Annotated in this window: 19 protein-coding genes; all 19 read right to left on the reverse strand. The window is 55.6% G+C overall.

Features of this window, described 5'->3' with window-relative positions; genetic code table 11:
* Window positions 1–32: 32 nt before the first annotated feature.
* Complete coding sequence (gene recN / locus WA318_RS06020; RefSeq protein WP_336080286.1) at window positions 33–1,703, reverse strand: DNA repair protein RecN; 1,671 nt, start codon at window positions 1,701–1,703, stop codon at window positions 33–35.
* Window positions 1,704–1,962: 259 nt separating this feature from the next.
* A complete protein-coding gene (locus tag WA318_RS06025) occupies window positions 1,963–2,748 on the reverse strand; it encodes an outer membrane protein assembly factor BamD (protein WP_404969467.1) in 786 nt (261 codons plus the stop codon).
* Window positions 2,749–3,027: 279 nt separating this feature from the next.
* Window positions 3,028–3,996 (reverse strand): UDP-3-O-acyl-N-acetylglucosamine deacetylase, encoded by a 969-nt coding sequence (gene lpxC / locus WA318_RS06030; RefSeq protein ID WP_336080287.1) that lies wholly within the window; start codon window positions 3,994–3,996, stop codon window positions 3,028–3,030.
* Between the two features lie 310 nt (window positions 3,997–4,306).
* Complete coding sequence (gene ftsZ / locus WA318_RS06035) at window positions 4,307–5,968, reverse strand: cell division protein FtsZ (RefSeq protein WP_114099575.1); 1,662 nt, start codon at window positions 5,966–5,968, stop codon at window positions 4,307–4,309.
* Between the two features lie 231 nt (window positions 5,969–6,199).
* On the reverse strand, window positions 6,200–7,450 hold the full coding sequence (gene ftsA / locus WA318_RS06040) for a cell division protein FtsA (protein WP_114099574.1): 1,251 nt from the start codon (window positions 7,448–7,450) through the stop codon (window positions 6,200–6,202).
* A gap of 277 nt (window positions 7,451–7,727) precedes the next feature.
* Window positions 7,728–8,609, reverse strand: coding sequence for a cell division protein FtsQ/DivIB (locus WA318_RS06045; RefSeq protein WP_258548790.1), 882 nt, complete (start codon window positions 8,607–8,609; stop codon window positions 7,728–7,730).
* Window positions 8,597–9,511, reverse strand: coding sequence for a D-alanine--D-alanine ligase (locus WA318_RS06050; protein WP_336080288.1), 915 nt, complete (start codon window positions 9,509–9,511; stop codon window positions 8,597–8,599). Before WA318_RS06050 ends, WA318_RS06045 begins: the two co-directional genes overlap by 13 nt.
* Window positions 9,508–10,452 carry a UDP-N-acetylmuramate dehydrogenase gene (gene murB / locus WA318_RS06055; protein ID WP_336080289.1) on the reverse strand — a complete coding sequence of 315 codons (945 nt, stop codon included), beginning with the start codon at window positions 10,450–10,452 and terminating at the stop codon, window positions 9,508–9,510. The genes WA318_RS06050 and murB overlap by 4 nt, the downstream gene beginning before the upstream one ends.
* A gap of 7 nt (window positions 10,453–10,459) precedes the next feature.
* Window positions 10,460–11,869 carry a UDP-N-acetylmuramate--L-alanine ligase gene (murC, locus tag WA318_RS06060; protein WP_114099571.1) on the reverse strand — a complete coding sequence of 470 codons (1,410 nt, stop codon included), beginning with the start codon at window positions 11,867–11,869 and terminating at the stop codon, window positions 10,460–10,462.
* 11 nt (window positions 11,870–11,880) lie between these two features.
* On the reverse strand, window positions 11,881–13,077 hold the full coding sequence (gene murG / locus WA318_RS06065) for an undecaprenyldiphospho-muramoylpentapeptide beta-N-acetylglucosaminyltransferase (RefSeq protein ID WP_336080290.1): 1,197 nt from the start codon (window positions 13,075–13,077) through the stop codon (window positions 11,881–11,883).
* Between the two features lie 166 nt (window positions 13,078–13,243).
* The gene (gene ftsW, locus WA318_RS06070; RefSeq protein ID WP_114099569.1) at window positions 13,244–14,383 is read right to left on the reverse strand and encodes a putative lipid II flippase FtsW; all 1,140 of its coding nucleotides are present in this window, start codon (window positions 14,381–14,383) and stop codon (window positions 13,244–13,246) included.
* Window positions 14,380–15,786, reverse strand: coding sequence for a UDP-N-acetylmuramoyl-L-alanine--D-glutamate ligase (gene murD, locus WA318_RS06075; protein ID WP_336080291.1), 1,407 nt, complete (start codon window positions 15,784–15,786; stop codon window positions 14,380–14,382). Before murD ends, ftsW begins: the two co-directional genes overlap by 4 nt.
* Window positions 15,787–15,798: 12 nt before the next feature.
* Window positions 15,799–16,887, reverse strand: coding sequence for a phospho-N-acetylmuramoyl-pentapeptide-transferase (gene mraY, locus WA318_RS06080; RefSeq protein WP_114099567.1), 1,089 nt, complete (start codon window positions 16,885–16,887; stop codon window positions 15,799–15,801).
* A gap of 24 nt (window positions 16,888–16,911) precedes the next feature.
* On the reverse strand, window positions 16,912–18,342 hold the full coding sequence (locus WA318_RS06085; RefSeq protein WP_336080292.1) for a UDP-N-acetylmuramoyl-tripeptide--D-alanyl-D-alanine ligase: 1,431 nt from the start codon (window positions 18,340–18,342) through the stop codon (window positions 16,912–16,914).
* A gap of 59 nt (window positions 18,343–18,401) precedes the next feature.
* Window positions 18,402–19,862 (reverse strand): UDP-N-acetylmuramoyl-L-alanyl-D-glutamate--2,6-diaminopimelate ligase, encoded by a 1,461-nt coding sequence (locus WA318_RS06090; RefSeq protein ID WP_336080293.1) that lies wholly within the window; start codon window positions 19,860–19,862, stop codon window positions 18,402–18,404.
* A complete protein-coding gene (locus WA318_RS06095) occupies window positions 19,849–21,567 on the reverse strand; it encodes a peptidoglycan D,D-transpeptidase FtsI family protein (RefSeq protein ID WP_336080294.1) in 1,719 nt (572 codons plus the stop codon). Before WA318_RS06095 ends, WA318_RS06090 begins: the two co-directional genes overlap by 14 nt.
* Window positions 21,564–21,995 (reverse strand): cell division protein FtsL, encoded by a 432-nt coding sequence (gene ftsL, locus WA318_RS06100; RefSeq protein WP_336080295.1) that lies wholly within the window; start codon window positions 21,993–21,995, stop codon window positions 21,564–21,566. Before ftsL ends, WA318_RS06095 begins: the two co-directional genes overlap by 4 nt.
* Complete coding sequence (gene rsmH / locus WA318_RS06105) at window positions 21,992–22,978, reverse strand: 16S rRNA (cytosine(1402)-N(4))-methyltransferase RsmH (RefSeq protein WP_336080296.1); 987 nt, start codon at window positions 22,976–22,978, stop codon at window positions 21,992–21,994. The genes ftsL and rsmH overlap by 4 nt, the downstream gene beginning before the upstream one ends.
* On the reverse strand, window positions 22,975–23,478 hold the full coding sequence (locus tag WA318_RS06110) for a division/cell wall cluster transcriptional repressor MraZ (RefSeq protein WP_336080297.1): 504 nt from the start codon (window positions 23,476–23,478) through the stop codon (window positions 22,975–22,977). Before WA318_RS06110 ends, rsmH begins: the two co-directional genes overlap by 4 nt.
* Between the last annotated feature and the right edge of the window lie 178 nt (window positions 23,479–23,656).

Raw genomic sequence — 23,656 nt, forward strand, 5'->3', positions numbered from 1 at the left:
TTCAAAGTGGGTTCGGCATTTGATGCCGGGTTTTAATTGGGTTGTTCCAGCAGGCTGTCGGCAGCAGCGCGTGCCTCGGCGGTGACGGAATGTCCGGCAAGCATGCGGGCAATTTCCTCACGCCGGGCACCGTCGACCAGCGCATCAACGCGGGTGACCATGGTGCCCTCAGTTTCGCGCTTGGCAATATAGAAATGTGTGCGACCGCGTGCAGCTACCTGCGGGCTATGGGTGATAACCAGAATCTGGCGTTCCTGTGCCAACAGATGCAGGCGCTGCCCGATGGCGGCCGCGGTTGCACCGCCAACACCGCTATCGACTTCGTCAAAGACAAGACTGGGCACAGCCGAAACGCGGGCCAGCACGACCTTAAGCGCCAGCAGGAAACGGGAAAGTTCGCCACCCGATGCGATCTTGTTTAGCGCGCCGGGCGGGCTTCCGGGGTTGGTGGCCACGGTGAACTGGACCCGGTCAATGCCATCAATGCCCCATTCGTTTTCATCGAGTTCTTCGATGTCGGTGACAAAGCGCGCCTTTTCCATGCGAAGGGGCGGCAATTCGTCATTAATCGCGCCATCAAGTTTGGCCGCGGCTTCGCGGCGTGCAGCATGCAATTTCTGGCCTGCCTCGATATAGGCCTTGCGATGTTCACCAACCGCAGCCGTCAGGCGCGACAGTTCCTTCTCGCCAAATTCAAGCTGGTCGATCTGTGATCTGAAATCTTTCATTAGGGCATTTAGCCCATCAACAGGAACGTTATATTTGCGGGCCGCAGCTCGAAGGGCAAACAAGCGTTCCTCGACATTTTCCTGATGGCCGGTATCGACATTGAGATCGGCAAGGGTTGCTGAAATCGCCCGGTTGGCTTCTTCAAGTTCGATTGCGGCACGATCAAGTGCTTCGATGATCGGTTCAAACCGGCCATCGGCCTTTTCAAGTTCGCGTTCAAGGCACCGTTGCGCACCGCGAAGGGCACTTTCCGCACCCTTGCCGCGCGAAAGTTCATTGCCTGCATCGTTAAGGGCGGCAACCAGCTTTTCGCCATGCATCAGGAACTGGCGTTCTTCGGCAAGACGTTCTTCCTCGCCTTCTTCGGGGCCGAGCTTTTCAAGTTCGTCCACGGCGTGGCGCAGCCATTCTTCTTCTTCGCGCGCCTTGTCGATGCGCGTGCGCGCCGCGTTCAGTTCTTTCTGGGTTTCGCGCCAGGCCCGCCAGTGATCCCGCACCGTCAGAGCAAGATTGCCAAGATTGCCATGAGCATCAAGGGTCGCGCGGTGCGTGGTCGGATCAAGCAGCCCATGCTGATCAAATTGACCCTGGATTTCCACACAGTAATTGCCGACATCGCGCAACAGGCCAACGGAAACCGACTGATCATTCACATAGGCACGCGACCGCCCATCGGCAGTCACGACACGCCGGACAACCAGTTCTTCACTTTCAAGATCGATATCCTGATCGGCCAGAAGCCCGAAAACCGGATGTCCCTGAGGCAGGGTAAAGGTTGCTGTCACGCTGCACTTGTCACAGCCATGGCGGACAAGGCCGCTATCGGCGCGCGCACCCAGTGCAAGCCCCAGCGAATCAAGCAGAATGGATTTACCGGCACCGGTTTCACCCGTCAGGACGCTAAGCCCGTCGTGGAAATCAAGATCCAGCTTGTCGATAAGGACTACATTCCGAATGCTGAGGCGTCGAAGCATTTCTGGGTACTGATGTTGTTAACGGGGCTGCAGACAGTTTGGTCAAACATCTTTTCGACTTGCAGAGTGCCCAATACCGACCCGCCTTGCAAGTGTTGCAAGAGCCCGCACATGATCAAAGTTTCCCATTTTGCGGGTTCAGGTCAAAAGGGTTTTAAAACAGGACCTAATTACAATTTGTTCCTGTTCTGTTCTATTGGTGTTTTGCCCCGGATGTCAAGAAAACCTGATATTGGCCGGATGTTTGAGGCAACCTTGATCAGAACAGATCAGAGACCGACTTGGTTGCTGAGTCCCACCAGCTTTCTTCGGTACGCTCAGGGCCGGTACCGTCACCGCCAACCAGAAGGTCGTAGGATTCGCTGTAATACTCACTGCCCGGGAAGTTATGGCCCAGTACAGCAGCGGTACGCTTTGCCTCACCCTCAAGACCCAGCGCAAGATAGCATTCGGTCAAACGTGCCAGTGCCTCGGGTACGTGCGTGGTGGTCTGATAGGTTTCGATGACCGATTTGAAGCGATTGATCGCAGCCAGAAATTCCTGGCGATCCTGATAATAGCGACCGACGCTCATTTCCTTGCCGGCAAGGTGATCGACCGTCAGGTCTTTTTTCAGCTTGGCGTCGCGGGAATATTTGCTGTCAGGGAAACGACGGATAACATCATCAAGCGCATCCATCGCATGCTGGGTCATCTGCTGATCGCGACCGACATCGGAAATCTGTTCGTAATAGGACAATGCCTTGAGATAATAGGCATAGGGCACATCGGGGTTTGCCGGGTGCAACGAGATGAAGCGATCAAGTGCGTTGATGGCGTCATCATATTTGTTGTCCTGATAGTACGAATAAGCCGACATCAGGGTCGCCTTGGTCGCCCAGACAGAATAGGGATGCTGGCGTTCGACTTCGTCAAACGCCTTTGCAGCCTTCTGATATTCCTTGGCATCAAGAAGGTCCTGCGCACCATTATACAGTTCGGAAACCGGACGTTCGATATATTCCGGTGCCTCATTGCTTGAGCAGGCAGCAAGCAGAATGGCCATGCCACAAGTTGCAATGATCTGTTTGGCGCGAACGGTACTAAGCACTGGGACCTATCCTTGAATTTTGTGACGCACTCACGAGAAAATCCGCCGGACTATATCATGTGAAGGGCGTGGTTGGGCAAGTAGTTGTGTCGCCAAATAACGACTTTTATGCGTGCTTGCGGTCATGTGCGTTGATCTGCGTTCAGAAATTAGCCCGACCAAACAAAAATGGCGACCCGTTGGGGCGCCATTTACGATTGATTTGGTATCTGTCGCCAATGCTTTAAGGCGAAATCAGGCGGTCGCCAGAACCGGGGCCGCAACACCGTGCAGCGCGGTTTTGGGCATCGGGACAACCTGATAGGCGGTCTCGTCTGCCAGCAATGCCTGAAGCAGCAGGTTGTTGACATGGTGACCGGACTTATAGGCGGTTACCTTGCCCTGAAGCTGCAAGCCAGCGGTATAAAGATCGCCCAGCGCATCAAGAATCTTGTGACGCACAAATTCGTCTTCGTAGCGCAGGCCTTCTTCGTTCATGACTTCGTCGCCCGACAGCACAACAGCATTGTCGAGCGAACCGCCACGGGCCAGCCCCGCAGAACGCATCGCTTCGACTTCGTGCAGGAAGCCAAAGGTGCGTGCACGCGAGATATTGGCAACGAAAACGCCATCATCGAATTTGACATTCATGCGCTGGTTGGCAATCGCCTTGCTGGCAAAGTCGATTTCAAAGTCGATTTCAAAACCGTGGCCGGGCTCAACACGTGCGGTGCAGCCGTTATATTCGACTTCAACCGGTTTCAGGACTTCGATGACCTGACGCGGGGCATTCTGTTCTTCGATGCCAACGCAATCGATCAGGAAATTGAACGGTGCGGAGCTGCCATCCATTACCGGTACTTCGTCGGCATCAATATCGATCAGGACGTTATCAATGCGCGATCCGGCAAGGGCGGCCATCAGATGTTCGATGGTTCCGATCTTGATGCCTTTGGAAGCATCGCCAAGGCAGGTGCATAGACGGGTATCGATCACGCCATCGTAACGTGCCGGGAATAACGGCTGGTCTTCCAGATCCGTGCGGCGAAATACGATGCCATGATTTACCGGGGCAGGGTGCAATGTGATCCGGATCTTGTGACCCGAATGCAGTCCGACGCCTGCACAGCCGATGGACGATTTCAATGTGCGCTGACGCACATAATCGTCACCGGAAACGCCTGTCTGCGCGAAAGCAGAACTAAGGTCGGAAATGTTGTTCACAGGAACCCCCAAATCAGGTTTGTCAGGTTGTCATCAATCATGGTCGAAGTCGTTTGCAGGGCCGGAACCCTCACTTCGTTAGCTTCAGACACTACAGAGGTTGTGACAATCACTCAAATCACTCTTTGTTACGCTTTGTAAATCATTCGAGTTCAAAAAATATGAATATAAAACAATACGTTATATTGATTTTCCGATTTGTGAAACATTTCTGTTCACAATCATCGCGCCCGGACGTCAGTGGAAATTGTCCACCTATAAAAAAAGGGAAGGCCCCCGGGCCTTCCCTTTCTTCGCGCGGAGATCGTCGTCAGTTTGCCTGACGACGAAGGAAGGCCGGAATTTCAAGAAGGTCGTCAGACGCACCCTGCGCCTTGCCCCGGGAAGCGGGCTCCTTCTTCATGACAGATGCACTGTCTTCGCCAAGGGGCATCTCGGTCTGACGCGGTGCCGGTGCTTGCGGCTGCGAGACTTTCGGTTCCACATGCTGGTGTGGTTCCCTGACGGTTTTGTTTTTGCCAAACAGGCTGCTCAGGACCGAACGCGGCGATGTTGCGTTCTGAGCGTCGGCCGCTTCGAATACGTCCGGGCTGTGATTGACCTGTTCTGCTTCACCCGGTGAAACAGCGCGCGGCGGAATGAAAGCCATGTCGCCATTGCTGTTGGCTTTTTCCATCGGCTTGTTGGCACGCAGAACCGGTTTCGGTTTCAGAACCGTCTGGCCCATTTCAATGGAACCGGTTTCGTGGGCTTCTGCCTGATGGCTCAGTTCCGGCTGCTGTGCGCTGCCGGTTGCGGCAAAACGTTCTGCCGGAATGTGATCAATTGATGCACCACCTGCATAGTCGCCGGTTGCTGCCGGGGAAGTAGTTTCAGCAACGCTTGCGGCTGCATTTGCCGCGCCGTGCTGACCAAAGGACGGCATGGCCGGTTTTTCCATCGGCTGGGCTGCTTTGGGCTGGGCAACGGAAACGGTGGTCGGCTGCGGGCGGCGTACTTCTTCGGCGTCGATGCCCGTGGCTACCACAGAAACGCGCAGTGCGCCTTCGATGGTCGGATCAAAGGTCGAACCAAAGATGATATTGGCTTCCGAAGCGACTTCTTCGCGAATACGGTTCGCGGCTTCGTCAACTTCATAAAGAGCCATATCCATGCCGCCGGTGATGTTGATCAGGACAGCACGTGCGCCCTTCATCGATGCATCTTCGAGAAGCGGATTTGCAATGGCAGCCTCGGCAGCTTCAAGTGCGCGTTTTTCGCCGGTTGCTTCGCCGGTACCCATCATGGCTTTGCCCATCTCGCTCATCACAGTGCGAATATCAGCAAAGTCGAGGTTCACAAGACCCGGAACCATCATAAGGTCGGTAATCGAACGAACACCGTTGCGCAGAACGTCGTCAGCCATCTGGAAGGCATCTGCAAAGGTGGTTTTTTCATTCGCAACCCGGAACAGGTTCTGGTTCGGAATGATGATCAGGGTATCAACATACTGCTGAAGCTGTTCAATGCCCTGTTCGGCGGTACGCATACGGCGCGTGCCTTCGAAATGGAACGGCTTGGTAACAACACCAACGGTCAGGATGCCGGCCTCTTTGGCAGCACGTGCGATGACCGGGGCGGCACCGGTACCTGTACCACCGCCCATACCGGCGGTGATGAATACCATGTGGCTGCCTTCAAGCTGTGCCTGAATGTCTTCGATGGATTCTTCGGCGGCGGCACTGCCCGCATCGGGACGTGCGCCTGCACCAAGACCCTGGGTAATCTTGCGGCCAAGCTGCATCTTGCGCGTGGCTTTGCTTTGGGTCAGGGCTTGTGAATCGGTGTTGGCTACAACAAAGTCACATCCTTCGAGTTCGGATGCGATCATATTGTTAACGGCGTTGCCGCCGGCGCCGCCGACACCAATTACGGTGATCTTCGGCTTAAGGTTTTCTTCCGTTTCAGGAACGGAAAAATTGATTGTACTCATTGTTTGCTCTTCCTCTCCGCGCTTTAGAGCTTAAAGATCACACAAGCCTTCCCTTTGCCTGTGTGTGCCCGAAATGCTTCGGACACAAAGACCTCCGAGTCCGTTTTAGCGGGCAAAGAGTTATTGGCTTGTTAATGCGCGGAAAAGTTTTCGAAAAAATGCAGAAAAAAATGCACTTGTTTTCGGAAACTGCCAGTTTCCGGCGAACAGGGCGTTCGCCGGTGCTGAAAACTAGAAGTTTTCCTTGAACCAGGCGCCAAGACGCCCCCAGCGTCCACCTGACTGATGGATTGATGCCATGGCTTCGCTGAGCGGGTCGTTCTGTTGTTCCACCGCACGCAGCAGAAGGCCTGCACAGGCCGAGAATGCCGGGCCTGCGGTGGCTTCGGCAAGGCCTGTAACGCCATGCGGGTGGGCGACAGTTGCCGGGCGTTCGAACATCTGGTTTGCCAGATCGGCAATGGCATTGAGCTGGCTGGCACCACCGGTAAGCACGATGCTGCGCCCGCCAATCTGGGTCAGACCATGTTCTTCAAGCTGATCGCGAATCAACTCAAAGGTTTCCTCAAGGCGCGGCTTGATGATGTTGATCAGCATCGAGCGCGGAACGTGATTGAAGTTGTTCTCGTCCTCGTCACCAATGATCGGAACGGCAAGGATTTCCTGATCATCTGACGGCGAGGTCAGCGCACTGCCATGCAGTGTCTTCATCCGTTCGGCATGATTAAGCGACGTGTTCAGCCCATAGGCGATATCACGTGTCACATGCGCGCCACCGACCGGGATCGAGGTGGTGTAAATCACCTGACCGCCGTTAAAGACAGCAACGCTTGTCGTGCCTGCCCCCATATCAATGACGGTTGCGCCCAGTTCGCGCTGATCCGGTGTCAGGGCCGACAGACCCGATGCAAGCGGGGTGACGACGGTTTCTTCAATCGCAAGGTGGCAACGGCCAAGCAATGTATCAAGATTGCGTAGCGGTGCTGTCTGGGTACGGACAAAATGCAGATCCAGACCAAGCGTTGATCCATACATACCGCGCGGATCATTCATCGAACTCGCACCATCAAGGCGGAAACCAAGCGGCACCGTATGGATCAGTTCATCGCCAGCCTGACGGAGCAGGGCTTCTTTCTGGTCATTCAGCTTCCTGATTTCCAGATTGCCGATCGGGCGGGAACCAAGGGGCAGTTCAACCGTATGGGTTTCCGATTCCGGACGGCCACCAGAAAGGTTCACAATGACCGATTCGATGGTTTGACCGGCCATCTTTTCCGCCGCGTTTACCGCAGCCAGAACGACTTCCTGGGCGGCATCAAGATTTGCGATCGATCCGCTTTGCAGGCCCTTGGACATGTTGTGTCCGATGCCGATGATTTTCGGCGGATGGTCCTTTTCGCGTCGCGCAATGAAACAGCAGACCTTGGACGTACCGATGTCCAAAGCTGCAATCAATCCTGATCTGGTTTTGCCGCGTGCCAATTTAGTGCTCTGAATTCTTCTAAAGTTATTGGGGACAGGCGGACCTGCCCTACCTTATTAAGCCCGTTTTCCACCATAAGCGGTTGCAAATTGGTTAAGGCTGTATCGAGTGTGCCGCATAGCGGTCCTGTTTTCTCGGAAATGTCAGACTTTAGCGGGGCAGCAGCTGGCATCGCATCTTCCTGATGCGATCAATAGCCTGTCACCCGGCAGGCTTGCGATCCGCCCCCTGTCTGGCGCGTCAATCAGTCCTGATCGGTGATGGCGGGCGGTCGTTCTAGACCGCTCCCTCCTTCTTTGGGGGATTGCGGCGATTTTCCGCCGCCCCGGGTGTCAGGCGAACAAAGGTTCGATCTGGCAAGCGCAGATCAACAATCAATACATCGCGTTCAAGCAGGTCATGCTGACGAACAAGCGTCTCAAGGCGTTGCCAGGCCTTGTCCATGTCGTGTTCGGGCAGGCGAATGAACATGCCGTTTGACAGCTGAATGTTCCAGCGACGATGACCAATGCGCTGTGCGCCGGTGACCATGCCGTAAAGATCGGGAATGCTTTGAATGGTCTGAAGCATTTCGGCCGCATGTTGCGGGGCATCATCGCCAACCAGAACCGGCAGATCAAGATAATCGCCAAGCTCATAGTTCTGAAGTTGCTCGCCATCGCCATCAATCAGAACGTGCCCGCGGTCTTCGGTTTGCCAAAGCGCAAGCGGTTTGCGTTCAACAATCGACACGATCAGCGTATCGGGCAACTGACGTTCGACGGTGGCTGTACGCACCCATGACAGTTGTTCGATGCGTTCACGCGCGGCATCAACATCAAATGTTATGATCGGCGTGCCGGGCTTTTGCCCGATGGCGGCCAGCAGCGCATTGGTATCGGTTTTTTCGCGTCCCGATACTTCGATATTTTTGACCGTCATGCCCAGTTCAGCCGACAGGCGAACACTTTCGTCCTGACCGATGGCAATCCATTTGTCAGCCTTGCCGGTATACCAAAGTGCTGCCGGAATGATGGTGATTGCCCCGACAAAGCCCGTCCACCACATGACGCGGGCAACCCGTTTAAGGTTGGATGCAATGCCATGCTTTTTATCAAGCTTTTCGCGGCGTTCGCGCGCCTGTTCTTCAAGCGTGCCAATCGTGCCTAGCGTTCGCATGAAGCATCCTCCACCATCCATGCAACGATATCGGCAAAGCTCATGCCGTCATGACGTGCCGCATCGGGAACCAGTGAGGTCGGCGTCATGCCCGGCTGGGTGTTGATTTCAAGGATCGCCAGCCGATCCTGTTCCGGGTCATAGCGGAAGTCAGCACGTGCGACGCCACGGCACCCAAGCGCACGATAGGCTTCCTCTGCATGGCGTTGCAGGCGGTCGCGCAGGTCACTGTGAATGTCGGCTGGTACGATATGTTCGGACCCGCCCTGGGCGTATTTGGATTCAAAATCGTAGAAGGCATGATTGCCCGTCAGGATTTCAATGACTTCCATCGCCTTGCCATCCTTGACGGCAACAGTCATTTCACGGCCGGGAATGAATTCTTCCTGCATGATGCCGTCGCCATGGACCCAGTCACGCGCCAGCATGTTCTGTTCTTCTTCTGGGGTGAGGATGATTTCAACCCCGACAGATGACCCTTCATTGTTGGGTTTAAGAACATAGGGCGGTGGCAGTGCCTTGCCATTGGCGATATCACCACGCGTGACCCAGACATGGCGGGCACAGGGAATTTCATATTCGGCAAACATCGCTTTTGCCGACATTTTATCCATGGCAATCGCCGATGCACGCACGCCTGAATGGGTATAGGGAATGTTCAGAATTTCAAGCAGCCCCTGAACCGCACCGTCTTCGCCCCAGCGACCATGCAGGGCGTTGAAAATTACATCCGGTTTGGGATCAATAGTGGTCAGCTGCCCGGCAAGATCACGGGTGGCGTCAATTTCGGTGACGTCATATCCCTTTTCGCGCAGCGCCTTGGCGCATTCGCGCCCCGAAGACAGGGATACTTCTCGTTCTGCTGACCAACCGCCCAGAATGACAGCGACATGTTTGCTCATGCGTCTTTTCCTATGATCGAGTGGCCAAGGCGTTCACCGATGCGCCGGATTTCCCAGCGCAGCTCAACGCCGCTATGTTGTTTAACCCGTCTGCGGACTTCATCGCCCAGCTGCTCAAGATCAAGGGCGGTGGCATCACCGGTATTGATCATGAAATTGCAATGCTGTTCGGACATCTGCGCGCCACCGATGGTAAGGCCACGGCACCCGGCGGCATCAATGACCTCCCAGGCGCGATCGGGCAGCGGATTGGCAAATGTCGATCCGCCGGTGCGTGACTTGATCGGTTGCGATCCGGAACGGGCTTCTGCGATTTCATCCATGCGCTTGGCGATATTGGCGGGATCCCCCGGCGTTCCGCGCAAGATGGCGGATGTGAAAATCCAGTCTTCGGGCAGATCGCAGTGACGATAAGACATGCCCATTTCATCGGGGGTGACGGTATGAGTCGTGCCCTTGCCGTCAATGGCGGTGGCAGAAATCAGCACATCCTTGATTTCGCTGCCATAGGCACCTGCATTCATGCGAAGTGCACCACCAATCGTACCCGGAATGCCCGACAGGAATTCAAGACCGGCGATGCCAGCCTGCTGGGCGACCTGCGCGACGTTAAGATCAAGCGCACCGGCCCCGACATGCAGATCTCCATCCTTGACGACGGCGTCGGTAAACGGACGGCCAAGTCGAATGACAACGCCGCGAATACCACCATCCCGAACCAGAAGGTTTGATCCGACGCCGATCACAGTCACCGGCATGTCGTTGGGTTTGCCCCTAAGGAAGTCGGCAAGATCGGCTTCGTCGGCCGGGCGGAACATCACATCGGCCGGACCGCCAACCTGAAACCAGGTGACCTTGGCCAATTGCGCGCCTTCACGCAGCTTGCCCCGAACCTTGGGCAGGCGGTCGATCAGTGGCGTGTGGTGTTCCGGCGTGCTCATTCGTCTCTCAGTTCTTCAGGGCTTCGAGTTGTGCGGGCAGGGCATTGGCCCATGCGCTGATGGATCCGGCACCAAGGCAGACCACAAGGTCACCCGGTTTGGCATCCTGTGCGATGATCTCGGCAAGCTTGTCCGGTCCTTCAAGGGCGCTGACATGGCGGTGGCCACGGTTGCGCAATCCTTCGACCAGTGCATCACGCGATGCGCCTTCAATCGGGCTTTCGCCTGCTTCATAGACATCGGCGACAATGACGCTGTCGGCATCGTTAAAACAGGTGCAGAAATCTTCAAACAGATCATGCAGGCGCGAATAGCGATGCGGCTGTACAACAGCAATGACGTTATTCTGTGTGGCCTGACGGGCAGCTTTCAGCACGGCCTTGATTTCGACCGGGTGGTGACCGTAATCGTCAATGATGGTCACGCCATCGACTTCACCGGTCTTGGTGAAGCGGCGCTTGACGCCGGTAAAGCCGTCAAAGGCTGATACGATCTTTTCGTCCGGAATGCCGAGTTCAAGCGCAACCGTGATTGCGGCCAGCGAGTTCGAAACGTTGTGATCGCCAACCATCGGCAGGCGGACATCCCTGATCACGCGTTCTTCGCTATCGACGCGTTCGCGGATGACAACATCAAAGATGCTTTCGCCAATATTGGTGCGCACATTGACCGCGCGCACATCAGCCTGCGGCGAGAAACCGAATGTAAAGATGCGGCGATCCGTCACCTTGCCAATCAGGGCCTGAACTTCGGGATGGTCAATGCACAGAACGGCAAAGCCATAGAACGGAATGTTCTGAACGAAGTTCTTGAAGGCCTCGCGCAGCTGATCGAAATCTTTCCAGTGGTCCAGATGTTCGGGATCAATATTGGTCACAACCGAAATGGTCGACGGGACTTTGACAAAGGTACCATCAGACTCATCGGCCTCGACCACCATCCAGTCACCTTCGCCAAGGCGCGCATTGGTGCCATACGAATTGATGATCCCGCCATTGATCACGGTCGGATCAAGCCCGGCGGCATCAAGCATGGTTGCAACCAGCGAGGTCGTCGTGGTTTTACCATGTGTGCCGCCAATGGCAATTGCTGCCTTAAGGCGCATGAGTTCGGCCAGCATTTCAGCGCGGCGGACCACCGGGATCATTTCGGCGCGCGCGGCAACGACTTCGGGATTGCTGGCTTTGACCGCAGTGGAAATCACAACCACCTTGGCGTCCTGGATATTCGATCCCTGATGACCGACAAAAACCTTGATGCCAAGATCGCGCAGGCGCTGGACATTGGCATTGTCAGAGATATCCGATCCCTGAACCGAATAGCCAAGGTTATGGAGAATTTCGGCAATACCGGACATGCCGATGCCACCAATACCGACAAAGTGGATGGTGCCGATGTTGAGCGGCAGGGTGTTCATTGCATGTCTCCTCATACCTTTTGGGGGTCTTTGCCCATGTTCTCGTTATTCGGGCTTCCGGCCGGGTTCAGTCCCAGCATATCAAGCACCATATCGGCCAGCCGTTCGGCAGCATTGGCGCGACCGCTGCTTTTGGCGGCCTTTGCGGCGCGCGTCAAGGCCGCGGGATTGGTTAAAAGTTTCGCCAGCCGTTCTGAAACCAGTTCGCTGGTAAAGCGATCCTGTGGCAGCAACCATGCGCCACCGGCCTCTTCGACCTGCTGGGCATTAAAACGTTGATGATCATCAATGGCATGGGGCAGGGGAACCAGAAAACCCGGACGTCCCGCCGCGGTCAGTTCGGCAACTGTTGATGCCCCTGATCGCGCAATCACCAGATGACAGTCCCGCAATTTTTCCGGAATGTCGTTGATGAAGGATGCCAGGGTCACGTCAATCATCGAGCCATCATAGGTCTCGCGCACGGCATCGATATCCTCGTCGCGGGCTTGCTGGGTGACATGAAGGCGTTTGCGAATGTCTTCGGGCAGACTGACCAGCGCATCTGGAAGAACTTCGGAAAGAATACGCGCGCCCTGTGAACCACCAGTGATCAAAAGTCGGATCGGGCCGTCGCTTTCAGGGGCGTGATACTCGCTAACGGCAAGGGCTGCGACTTCGGCACGCACCGGGTTGCCCGTCCAGATCACCTTGGCTTCGTCGCTTGGTGCGATCATGGTGACTTTGGCAAAGGATGTGGCAATGCGTTCGGCATGGCTTGCCACCAGTCGGTTTGCCCGGCCAAGAACCGCGTTCTGTTCGTGAATGGCATAGGGGATCCCAAGCCACTTGGCCGACATGGTTGCCGGGATCGAGGCATAACCGCCAAAGCCGATAACAGCGGCGGGCTTTGCCTTCTTGATCAGAGAGCGTGCCTTAAGCGTGCCAAGCCCCAGACGAAGTGCCCCTGTCAGACGTCCCTTGATGCCTTTGCCAGCAATGCCACCTGCGGGAAGGATGATGGTCTCGACACCTTCAACGCCCTCGGTATAGCGTGCTGCGCGGGCATCGGTAAAAAACAGTACCCTCGCGCCACGTCGAACCAGTGATTTGGACAAGGCAACAGCGGGGAACATATGCCCGCCGGTTCCACCTGACGTCACAGCAATCACCTGACCCGCAAGCGGGGTCTCGGAGGCGGAAATATCAAGTTTTGTGAAGTCAGTCATCTTGTCCACATCTAAAACGACACAGCACCGGGGAGACCCCGGACAGTTCCCCCCATCAGAACCCGACAAAGGTTAATATCCCTTCAAACCGGGAATGGAATAAGGTCGGATTTTGTCGTTTTGATGCAGAAATTTCAGTTCAGGCAAAAGAACCATTGATACGCAGCTATTCGCCCGGACGTTTCCGGGTGAGCGCAAGAACAAACCCCATGCCAATGGCAATGCCGATGGTGGCCGAACCGCCATAGGAAACGAATGGCAAGGTCATGCCTTTTGGCGGCACAAGTTGCAGGGTCGATGCCATATTGATCACGGCTTGCAGGCCGAACTGAACCAGAATGCCGCTCACAGCCAGCACCACAAACAGGTTGCGTTCCCCCATCAGGCGCGAAAGCCCGCGCATGATGATAAAGGTAAAGACACCCACCACCAGCACGCAGAACAGCAATCCGAATTCCTCGCCAGCCACGGCAAAGATAAAGTCGGAATGGGCATCCGGGATGGAGTTCTTGACCCAGCCTTCACCGGGGCCACGTCCCATGACCCCACCACTCATGAAGGCTTCCATGGATCGTTCGATCTGATAGTTGTCACCCGATGCCGGATCAAGGAAGCGGTCCACACGTGACTGAACGTGCGGCAAGATCAGATAGGCACTAACAGCAAGGCCAACGGCGCCAAGCCCGAGACAGAACACCAGAATGATCGGAAGACCAGCCAGGAAAATCTGTACGGACCAGATCGAGGTCACAACCACCGTCTGACCAAAGTCGGGCTGGATCATCAACAGGAAAATACAAACTGCGAGCATCAAACAGCTGACGATATAGCCCGGAAAGTTCGGGTTCAGACGACCTTCGGCGAACATCCATGCAACGACAACTGCAAAGGCGGGTTTCAGGAACTCGGATGGTTGCAGGTTAATTCCCGCAACGTTGATCCAGCGCACCGCACCCTTGATGTCAGAACCGATAAACGGGGTGATGATCAAGAGGAAAATCACACCTAAAAACATGACGGATGCCAGTCGTCTGACCCATTTCACCGGCAAAAGTGAAATGCCAAACATACAGACGACCGCCATGCCAAGGAACACGAACTGGCGGGTCACAAAGTGGAAGCTGTCGACATTGATGCGGTCAGCCACCGGCGGGCTTGCCGACATAACCAGAAGCGCGCCGATCCCCATCAACAGAATGATTGCGGCCAGCAACCAGCGATCAACGGTCCACCACCAGATGCCCAGAACAGACGTGTCTGCACGTGAAAAGGCGATGTTGGTGTTGTTTCCAAACAGGGACTTCATGCGCCGACCTTCCCGGATGCGTTGGCATTGGCCAACTGGGAATACAGATCGCGGAATGCATCGCCGCGGGCTTCAAAGCTTTTGAACTGGTCAAAGGATGCGCAGGCCGGGGTCAGCATCACCACAGGTGCGTCGTCGCCACTGGATCGGGCGTCGTTAAAGGCGGCGTTTGTTGCCACATCAAGGGTTTTGCATTTTTCCCATGGCACGTCGCCATCAAGGGTCCTGGCAAAGGCATCAGCGGCCTCGCCGATCAAGTAGGCCTTTTTGATATGAGGATAAAACTCCTCAAGACCGTTGATCCCGCCTTCTTTTGGTTTGCCACCAACAATCCAGTAGATGTTCTGATAGGCTGACAGTGCCTTTGCCGATGCTTCGGCGTTGGTCGCTTTGCTGTCATTGACGAAAATGACATTCCCGATGCTGCCCAACCGTTCCTGACGATGTGCAAGACCCGGGAAGGTCATGATGCCGTCAATGATGCGTGTTGCATCAACACCGCGTGCCCGGCACAGGCCATAGGCAAAGGCAATATTTTGCCAGTTATGTTTGCCCGGCATGTGTGTGACCATCGCAAGATCAAGGATCGGTGTTGCAGCACCGCTAAGATCATCAATCAGCCAGCCATTTTCATCAACATAGATGCCATGATCGACCGGGTTTTTGACCGAAACTTCGATGATATGGCGTCCGCCTTCGCGGGCAAGCTCAACCGCCATCTTGGCACATGGTTCATCATCAACGGAAATGATCGCCCATTTGGGGCCCTTGTTCCGGGCAAAGATCTGGCGTTTCGCACCGATATAGCCATCCATTCCGCCGTGACGATCCAGATGGTCCGGCGTGATGTTCAAAAGCGCACAAGCGTCAAACGCGGCATGCTCAAGAAGATCAAGCTGATAGGACGACAGTTCTAGAACAAGGCAGTCATCAGCGGTCGCCGGATCAAGACCAAGGGCTGCATTGCCCAGATTGCCGCCAGCCTGGGTTTTGATCCCGGCATTCGCAATGATATGAGCAGTCAGTGCCGTCGTCGTTGATTTGCCGTTGGTACCGGTGATCGCCAGTGTCGGGACGTCCGGCTGTGCGGTGCATAGCAACTCGACATCGCAAATGATCGGTTTGCCTGCCCGGCGGGCCTTTTCGGCGGCGGGATGCGGGGTCGGAAAGGTCGACGGAATGCCGGGGCTAATGACCAGCATGTCGGGTTCGGCCCAATCGCATTCGGCCAGATTGATCGGCGCAAGACCAAGCGGTTCAAGCAGTTCGCGACCGTGCGCGTTATCATCCCATGCCCAGACAATGGCACCTGAATTGATCAATGCTTTTACGCTGGCCAGTCCGGACTTCCCCAGACCCAGTACCGCAACGGTTTTGCCGCGCAGATGCGAAAGATCAATCACGATAGGGCATCCTTACCGGAGTTTCAGGGTGGCAAGGCCGACAAGGGCCAGAATCACTGCAATGATCCAGAAACGGATCACGATGGTCGGTTCCTGCCAGCCTTTTTTCTCGAAATGGTGATGAAGCGGCGCCATGCGGAACACGCGCTTGCCTGTCAGCTTGAATGACCCGACCTGAATGATCACAGAAAGGGTCTCAAGAACAAACAGACCGCCAATAATTGCCAGAACCAGTTCGTGTTTGGTGACGACCGAAACTGCGCCCAAAGCGCCGCCAAGGGCAAGCGACCCGGTATCACCCATAAACACCATTGCGGGCGGGGCGTTGTACCACAGGAAGCCAAGGCCAGCCCCGACAAGGGCACCAAGGAAGATGGTCAGCTCGCCTGATCCGGCGACATAATGGACCTGAAGATATTCGGCGAACTGAATGTTACCGATCAGATAGGTGATCAGGGCAAAGCTTGCCGCTGCAATCATCACTGGTACGATGGCCAATCCGTCAAGACCATCCGTCAGGTTGACCGAGTTTGATGCACCGACCATGACAAACATCGCAAACGGCACAAAGAACCAGCCAAGATCGAGCAGGAAATTCTTGAAGAACGGGAAGGCCAGCGCCGTCGAAAGCGGATCTGCGGTGTTATAGGAAATCCACCATGCTGCAAGGGCCGCAATTGAAAACTGGCCCAGCAATTTGAGTTTGCCCGGAAGGCCCTTGGTGTTTTTCTTGGAGACCTTGAGGTAATCGTCAAGAAAACCAAGGAAGCCATACCCGATGGTGACCAGCAAAACCGCCCAGACATAGGCATTGGTCAAATCAGCCCAAAGCAGGGTTGCAATCGATGTCGAGAGCAACAACAAAAGCCCGCCCATGGTCGGCGTGCCTTTTTTCGTCAGAAGGTGACTTTCCGGACCATCTTCACGGATCGGCTGTCCTTCGCTTTGCTTGGAACGCAACCAGTTGATCAGGGACGGACCCAGCACAAATGCAAGGATCAGCGATGTAATGATCGCACCGCCCGTCCGGAAGGTAATGTACCGAAACAGGTTCAATACCGGCATTTGATCAGACAGTTGATAAAGCAGATTATAGAGCATTGCTCTGGTCGTTCCTTCTGCGACTTAATCCTGTACGGTTGTGGACTTTTCCACCACGCCACATGATTTTAGGGCCGATACAATTTTCGAAACGTAAATGCCAAGCGATCCTTTGACCAAAACCACGTCACCGGCGCGTAAATCGGCCTTGATCGGCTCGATCGCGTCTTCGGCAGTGTCAAAATGACCGGCATTGCGTTCAGCGGGCAGGGTTTTATCCAGTTCGGCCATCAACGGGCCGACCGAATACACCCGGTCAATTTCCATTGCGGTCAGGGGATGGTGCAGATCGGCATGCATGCGGATCGCATCGTCACCCAGTTCGCGCATATCACCGACAACGGCGATCTTGCGACCACCTTCTCCAGGTCTGCTTTGTGCCAGAACCTTGATCCCGGCCATCATCGATGTCGGATTGGCGTTATAGGCATCATCAATCAGGGTAAACGTGCCGTCGCCTGACGGAACCTTGATCGTCGAGATTTCGCCGCGCCCGGAAGGCGGGGTGACATCGGCCAGATCCTGTGCCGCGCGCAGCGGGTCTGCACCAATCGCATCCACACAGCCCAGAACCGCAAGAGAATTGAGAACCCAGTGTTCGCCCGGACAGCCAATGAAATATTCAAGATCGCGGCCACCAACACGGGCACGTACAGCACTGCCATCGGTGACAATATTGGCTTCAAACAGGCGATAATTGGCCATCGCGTCGGTGCCAAAGCATTTGATGTTGCTCAGGCCAAGTTCCTTGGCGCGACGTGCGAGGGCGAAATAATGCATGTTGTCGCGGTTCAGAACCACGACGCCATCGGACTCAAGGCCGTCAAAGATTTCAGCCTTTGCCATGGCAATTTCGGCTTCGTCCTTGAAGAACTCGGTATGGGCACCGACCACGGTGGTGATCAGGGCAACGGACGGTTTGACCATCTTGACCAGCGGGCTGATTTCGCCGGGATGGTTCATGCCGATTTCAAACACACCGTATTGTGCATCAACCGGAAGCGTCGCCAGACTGATAGGCACGCCCCAATGGTTGTTGAAGCTTGCCGGGCTTGCATGGGTTTTTCCTTGCTGGGAAAGCACGTATTTGAGTGCTTCCTTGGTCCCGGTCTTGCCGACGCTGCCAGTAATGGCGACGATTTTGGCATTGCTGCGCGCACGTCCGGCGAGGCCAAGTCGTACCAGCGCATCAAGGGTGTCATCAACCAGAAGGACTTTGTCGGTGTCGGTGACGCCCGCAGCATCAGATACCATCACGGCACTTGCACCGGCATCAAGGGAGGCTTGCGCAAATTTGTGGCCGTCGAAGTTCGGGCCTTTAAGTGCGATGAAAAGATCACCCTTGCTGACTTTTCGGCTGTCAATCGAGATGCCGGATACCGACCAGTTACCGGTCGTTTTGCCACCGGTTGCGGTTTCGGCATCTTTCGCCGTCCATAAAACAGCCTTCGTCATAACGTCACTTTCATTTCGCTCAGGCCGTCACGGCCAGCGTGCCGTAACGGGAATTCAGGTCAGTTGCCGCCAGCAAGGATGCTGCGGGCAACGGATGCATCATCAAACGGAAGGACCGTATCACCGATAATTTGGCCTCTTTCATGGCCTTTTCCGGCAATAATAAGGACATCGTTGCGTTGCAGGATGCCAATGCCGCGTTTGATGGCCTCTGCCCGGTCGGCGATCTCGACGGCACCTTCGCATTTCGCCTTGATGGCGGCGCGAATAAGGGCGGGGTCTTCGCTGCGCGGGTTGTCATCGGTGATGATGGCGATATCGGCAAAATCATGCGCGACCTGGCCCATTATCGGGCGCTTGCCCGTGTCACGGTCTCCGCCGGCACCAAATACACAAACGATGCGGCCTTTGCAATGCGGACGAACCGCCTTGATCACGGTTTCAAGCGCGTCCGGTGTGTGGGCGTAATCGACAAAGACCGGGGCACCGAAACTTGTTTTGCCAACCAGTTCAAGACGACCGCGAACACCCTCAAGTTTTTCAAGGGCAAGGACGGCCTGATCAATATCGGCACCCGATGCCACCACGATGGAAAGGGCGGCAAGCGCGTTCATGACCTGGAAGCTGCCCATCAGCGGCAAATGCACGTTGTATTCGCCCTTGTTGGCCATAAGGGTGATCTTGGTACCGCTGCTGTCAGGTGTTGCTTTGACAAGTTTGATGTCATCGGCATTCTGACCATAGGACAGAACATTCACGCCGCGCTTTTCACACATCTTTTTAAGAAGGGCGAACTGTTCGACATCTGCATTAAGAACCGCTGTGCCATCGGCAACCAGAAGGTCGGAGAACAGGCGTGCCTTGGCGGCAAAGTATTTTTCAAAAGTGCCGTGATAATCAAGGTGGTCGCGCGACAGGTTGGTAAAGGCCGCGACGGTTACCTTCACGCCGTCAAGACGATACTGGTCGAGCCCGTGTGAGCTGGCCTCCATTGCCACATGGGTGACACCGATACCCGACATTTCATCAAGGCTCTGGTGAAGGGCAACCGGATCAGGCGTGGTCAGCGATCCCGGGATTTTTGCACCCGCTGCACGAATGCCAAGCGTTCCGATCGAACCGGACATATTGCCAAGGATCGTCCAAAGCTGTTCGGTGAAGATCGCCGTTGATGTCTTGCCGTTCGTCCCGGTAATTGCCGCGATGTTTGCCGGTTGCTTGCCATAGAAACGGGCAGCAAGCTGTGCATAGCGTTTGCGCGGATTTTCCACCGGGATCAGGGGAACCGTTGCGGCGACCGGTCTGGGGGTTCCATCCTTTGCCAGAATGGCGGCCGCACCAAGTTTGATCGCATCAGCGATATATTTGGAGCCGTCGTCGCGGGCACCGGACAGGGCGGCAAACATATAGCCATCCTTCACGGTGCGTGAGTCTGCTGTCAGGCCCGTGATGTTCGGGTCCTGTCCTTCGGCATGTTTCAATGCCGCTTGATCACCTGCCATGAGCTCAGAAAGACGCAAGTTTGCGTTCCCCCTTGCGAAGTTCGATCTGCAGCGCTTGCTCAATCTCCGGCGCCTTCGCATTCGCCGGTTCAATGCCCAGGAGGGGAGCAATACGTGTCACAACCTTGCCAACCGCAGGGGCGGACACCCAACCTGCTGTGGCAAATCCATAAGTTTCTTTGGTGCCTTTGGGCTCGTCCAGCGTCACCAGAACCACATATTTCGGGTCCTGCATCGGGAAGGCGGCGACAAAGGTCGACATGCGGGCGTTCTTGACGTAGCGCCCGTTCACAAGTTTCTCCGAGGTGCCGGTTTTCCCGCCAAGGAAGTAACCTGCGACTTCGGCTTTTTTGCCCGATCCTTCGGTTACAACCAGTCGCATCAGGCGACGCAGCAGTTCCGAAGTTTTCTGGGAAAACACACGTTCGCCTGCCGGTGCGCCATCCTGCTTAAGGATGGTTGACGGGCGGCGGATACCACCATTGACGATGGTTGAAATGCCGTTGACAACCTGAAGCGGGGTGACCGCAAGACCATGACCGAACGAAATCGTCATGGTGTTGACTTCGCGCCAGGGATTGGGGATCAGAGGCCCACCGACCTCGGGGAGCTCGATCTCGGGTTTGTCGAGCATGCCAAGCTTTTTGAGGTACTTTTTCTGCGCCTCGCCACCAAAAGCCATCGCCATGCGTGCAGAACCGATGTTCGAGCTGTGCACCAGAATTTCCGGTACAGTCAGCCAGCGGTTTTCACCATGGTAATCACGGATCGAGAAGCGGGCGATGCGCAGCGGCTCGGTCGCGTCATAAACGGAATTCAGGTTGGATGTGCCGGTTTCAAGCGCGATGGCGGTGTTAAACAGCTTGAACACCGAGCCCATTTCATACACGCCAAGGGTCGAGCGGTTAAACCGCGCATCCGCCGGTGCCTGACCCGGACGGTGCGGATCAAAGTTCGGAAGCGAGGTCATCGCGATCACTTCACCGGTATAGACATCCATGACAAGACCCGCAGCACCAATCGCACTATAGGTTTCCATCGCCTTTTCGACTTCTTCCTCAAGCGCGAACTGCACGCGGGTATCAAGCGAAAGCTGGAGCGGACCGTTATTGATTCGCAGTTCGTTATCGAACTTGCGTTCTGCACCGGCGATGCCGTTATTGTCGATGTCGGTAAAGCCCAAAACGTGGGAGAACAGGCGCCCATGCGGGTAAACACGGCGTTCTTCGCGCTGGAAATTCAATCCCGGAATACCAAGCGAGTTAACTTCATATTGCTGTTCCGGCGTAAGGTTACGGCGCAACCAGACGAATGCCTTGCGTGAACTCAGGTGTCGGATCAGCGTGTCGCGATCCAGATCGGGCAGGACGGTCAGCAACAGATCGGCCGAGGCAACCGGGTCCTTGACCACACGGGCATCGGCATAAAGCGAATTGGTTGGAAGATCGGTCGCCAGCAGCAGGCCATTGCGATCAACAATGTCGGCGCGCTCGGTCTTGAGCTCGCGCGTGTCGGTTCCCGATGCCAGTGCTGGTTCATTGCCCTGACGCAGCACGGATGCATCGACCAGACCATATGTGATCCACGAAAACCCGATGATGAACATGGCACCGGTGATGAAAATACGGTTGCGTGCCGTTTCAAGGGCAAGACGTTCACGCTGGTCCGGACCAAGTTCCGGGCGATCACCACGCAGCCAGTATGAGAACCGGGTAAAGCTCATTGCGCTCCTCCGGTATTTGTGGCGACGGACGGTGCATCAACAATCATGCTTTCTGCCGCCTCGGCATAGGCACGGCTGCCCGGGCGCGGGCGCGGGGTTGGCATGAAGGCAACGGCTTCGCCAAACTTGTCGATACGGTACTGATGCATGTCGGACACTTCTGGCAGGTCGTCGATGCTTGCCATCTGGAGAACCTGGATCTGATCAAGGCTCAGATATTCTCTCGACAGACGCTCAATCCGTTCGGGATTGTTCAGGTAGCTCCATTCGGCTTCAAGTACGTGGATGCTTTCCTGTTCGGCCAGAATGTCCGACTGGATCTCGGCGTAATGCTTTTCAAGGCGCTCGACTTCGTGACTGACCCAATAAGTGCCAGCGCCAATCAGAATGGTCAGGAACAGGCCAATGATCGTGACAGCACGGGTCATTTCCGGCCTCCCTGCACTGTTGCAGGTTGCTCATTGCGGGCAACGGCGCGCAGTTTTGCGGATCGGGCGCGCGGATTGGCACGGATTTCGTCTTTTTGACCGGTGACGGCTTTTCGCGTGATGGTCGTAAAGGTCGGAATGGCGACTTCCGGTTCGCCGGGCAGGCGACGTGACATTTTTCTGGGGTCGCCTGAACGCGCCTTCATGAATGTTTTGACCTGACGATCTTCGAGCGAATGGAACGTCACTATCACCAGGCGTCCCCCGGGCTTCAGAAGTGTCTCGGCTGCATCCATTGCGCGTTCAAGTTCGCCAAGCTCGTCATTTACATAAATGCGCAATGCCTGAAACGTCCGGGTTGCCGGATCAATGCCGTCCTTGGACTTGCGCACGACAGAACGCACAGCGCGGGCAAGCTGGGATGTCGTGGCAAAGGGCTCTTCTGCGCGCATTTCGATGATTTTGCGCGCAACCTTGCGCGATGCCCGTTCTTCGCCATAGCGATAGATGACATTGGCAATGTCTTCTTCTTCGGCAGTGTTGACGAAGTCTGCGGCTGTTGGGCCGGACATCGACATGCGCATGTCAAGCGGGCCATCTTCACGGAACGAAAAACCGCGATCAGCCTGATCAAGCTGCATCGAGGAAACACCGATATCAAGAACGATACCGTCGACCAGTTCTGGCCCCGCAGCCGGGATCAAACGTCCCATATCACCAAAGCAACCTTCGACCATATGGAACCGTCCGTCATACTCGGCTTCAAGCTTTTTGCCTGTTGCGACCGCTGTCGGGTCGCGATCAATGCCATAGAGTTCGCACTTCGCGGAATCAAGAATGGCGCGGGAATAACCGCCTGCGCCAAAGGTACCATCGACCATGATTTCCCCGTCAGCCGGTGCAAGGGCTTCAAGCACCTCGCGCAGCAGGACCGGTTTGTGCGGACGGTCTTCAGTGGCGAAACTGATATCCTTGTCGCTCATGATGCGTCCTCCTCGTTCGGGGCGCCGGGACGTGCGCCTTTGGGGAGTTCGGACACTGGTTTGAGCTTAAGCGTCGCACCACGGTTGAGCGTGCGGGTCCGGCTGGCTTCTTGCAGGGGCTTGAAGATGTCAGGGTTCCACAGGCGGAAGGTGCGACCACGGCCGACAAAGGCGACTTGATCTTCGATACGGGCAAATTCGATCAATTCTGCGGGAAGAATGATCCGGCCTTCGCCGTCGTAAGGAAGCATATGCGAGGAGCCAAGGATGGTGTCAGCCAGATCGTCGGCCTCGTCAGAGAACATATCAAGTTCGTCAAGCGATGCGGCGATGCGCTCCATATGGCTGTGGCTGCAACCTTCGAGCGCGCTTTCCTTGTGGGATTGATACAGGTAGATGCCTGCGAATTCTTCCAGCTCAAGGGCCGCACGGAACCGTTTGGGGACGGATACGCGTCCCTTCCGGTCCAGCTTGTGAATGTGCGTCCCTGTGAACAGCACTTTGCCATTCCCCTGATCAAAAAATCCGATTTCAAAACACGGTCTGAAACGGTCGGTTCAATGACCGGTCGATGTTTGAAATGGATATGCCCCGCATGGCACAGAATTTATGCCTGTTAATGGGGTACCATGGGAAAGGATGGGGGTCAATGGGATTTGATGGGGCCAAATGTGACGA

Origin of the sequence: Thalassospira sp. CH_XMU1448-2, assembly GCF_037027285.1 — a bacterium.
GTDB lineage: Bacteria > Pseudomonadota > Alphaproteobacteria > Rhodospirillales > Thalassospiraceae > Thalassospira > Thalassospira profundimaris_C.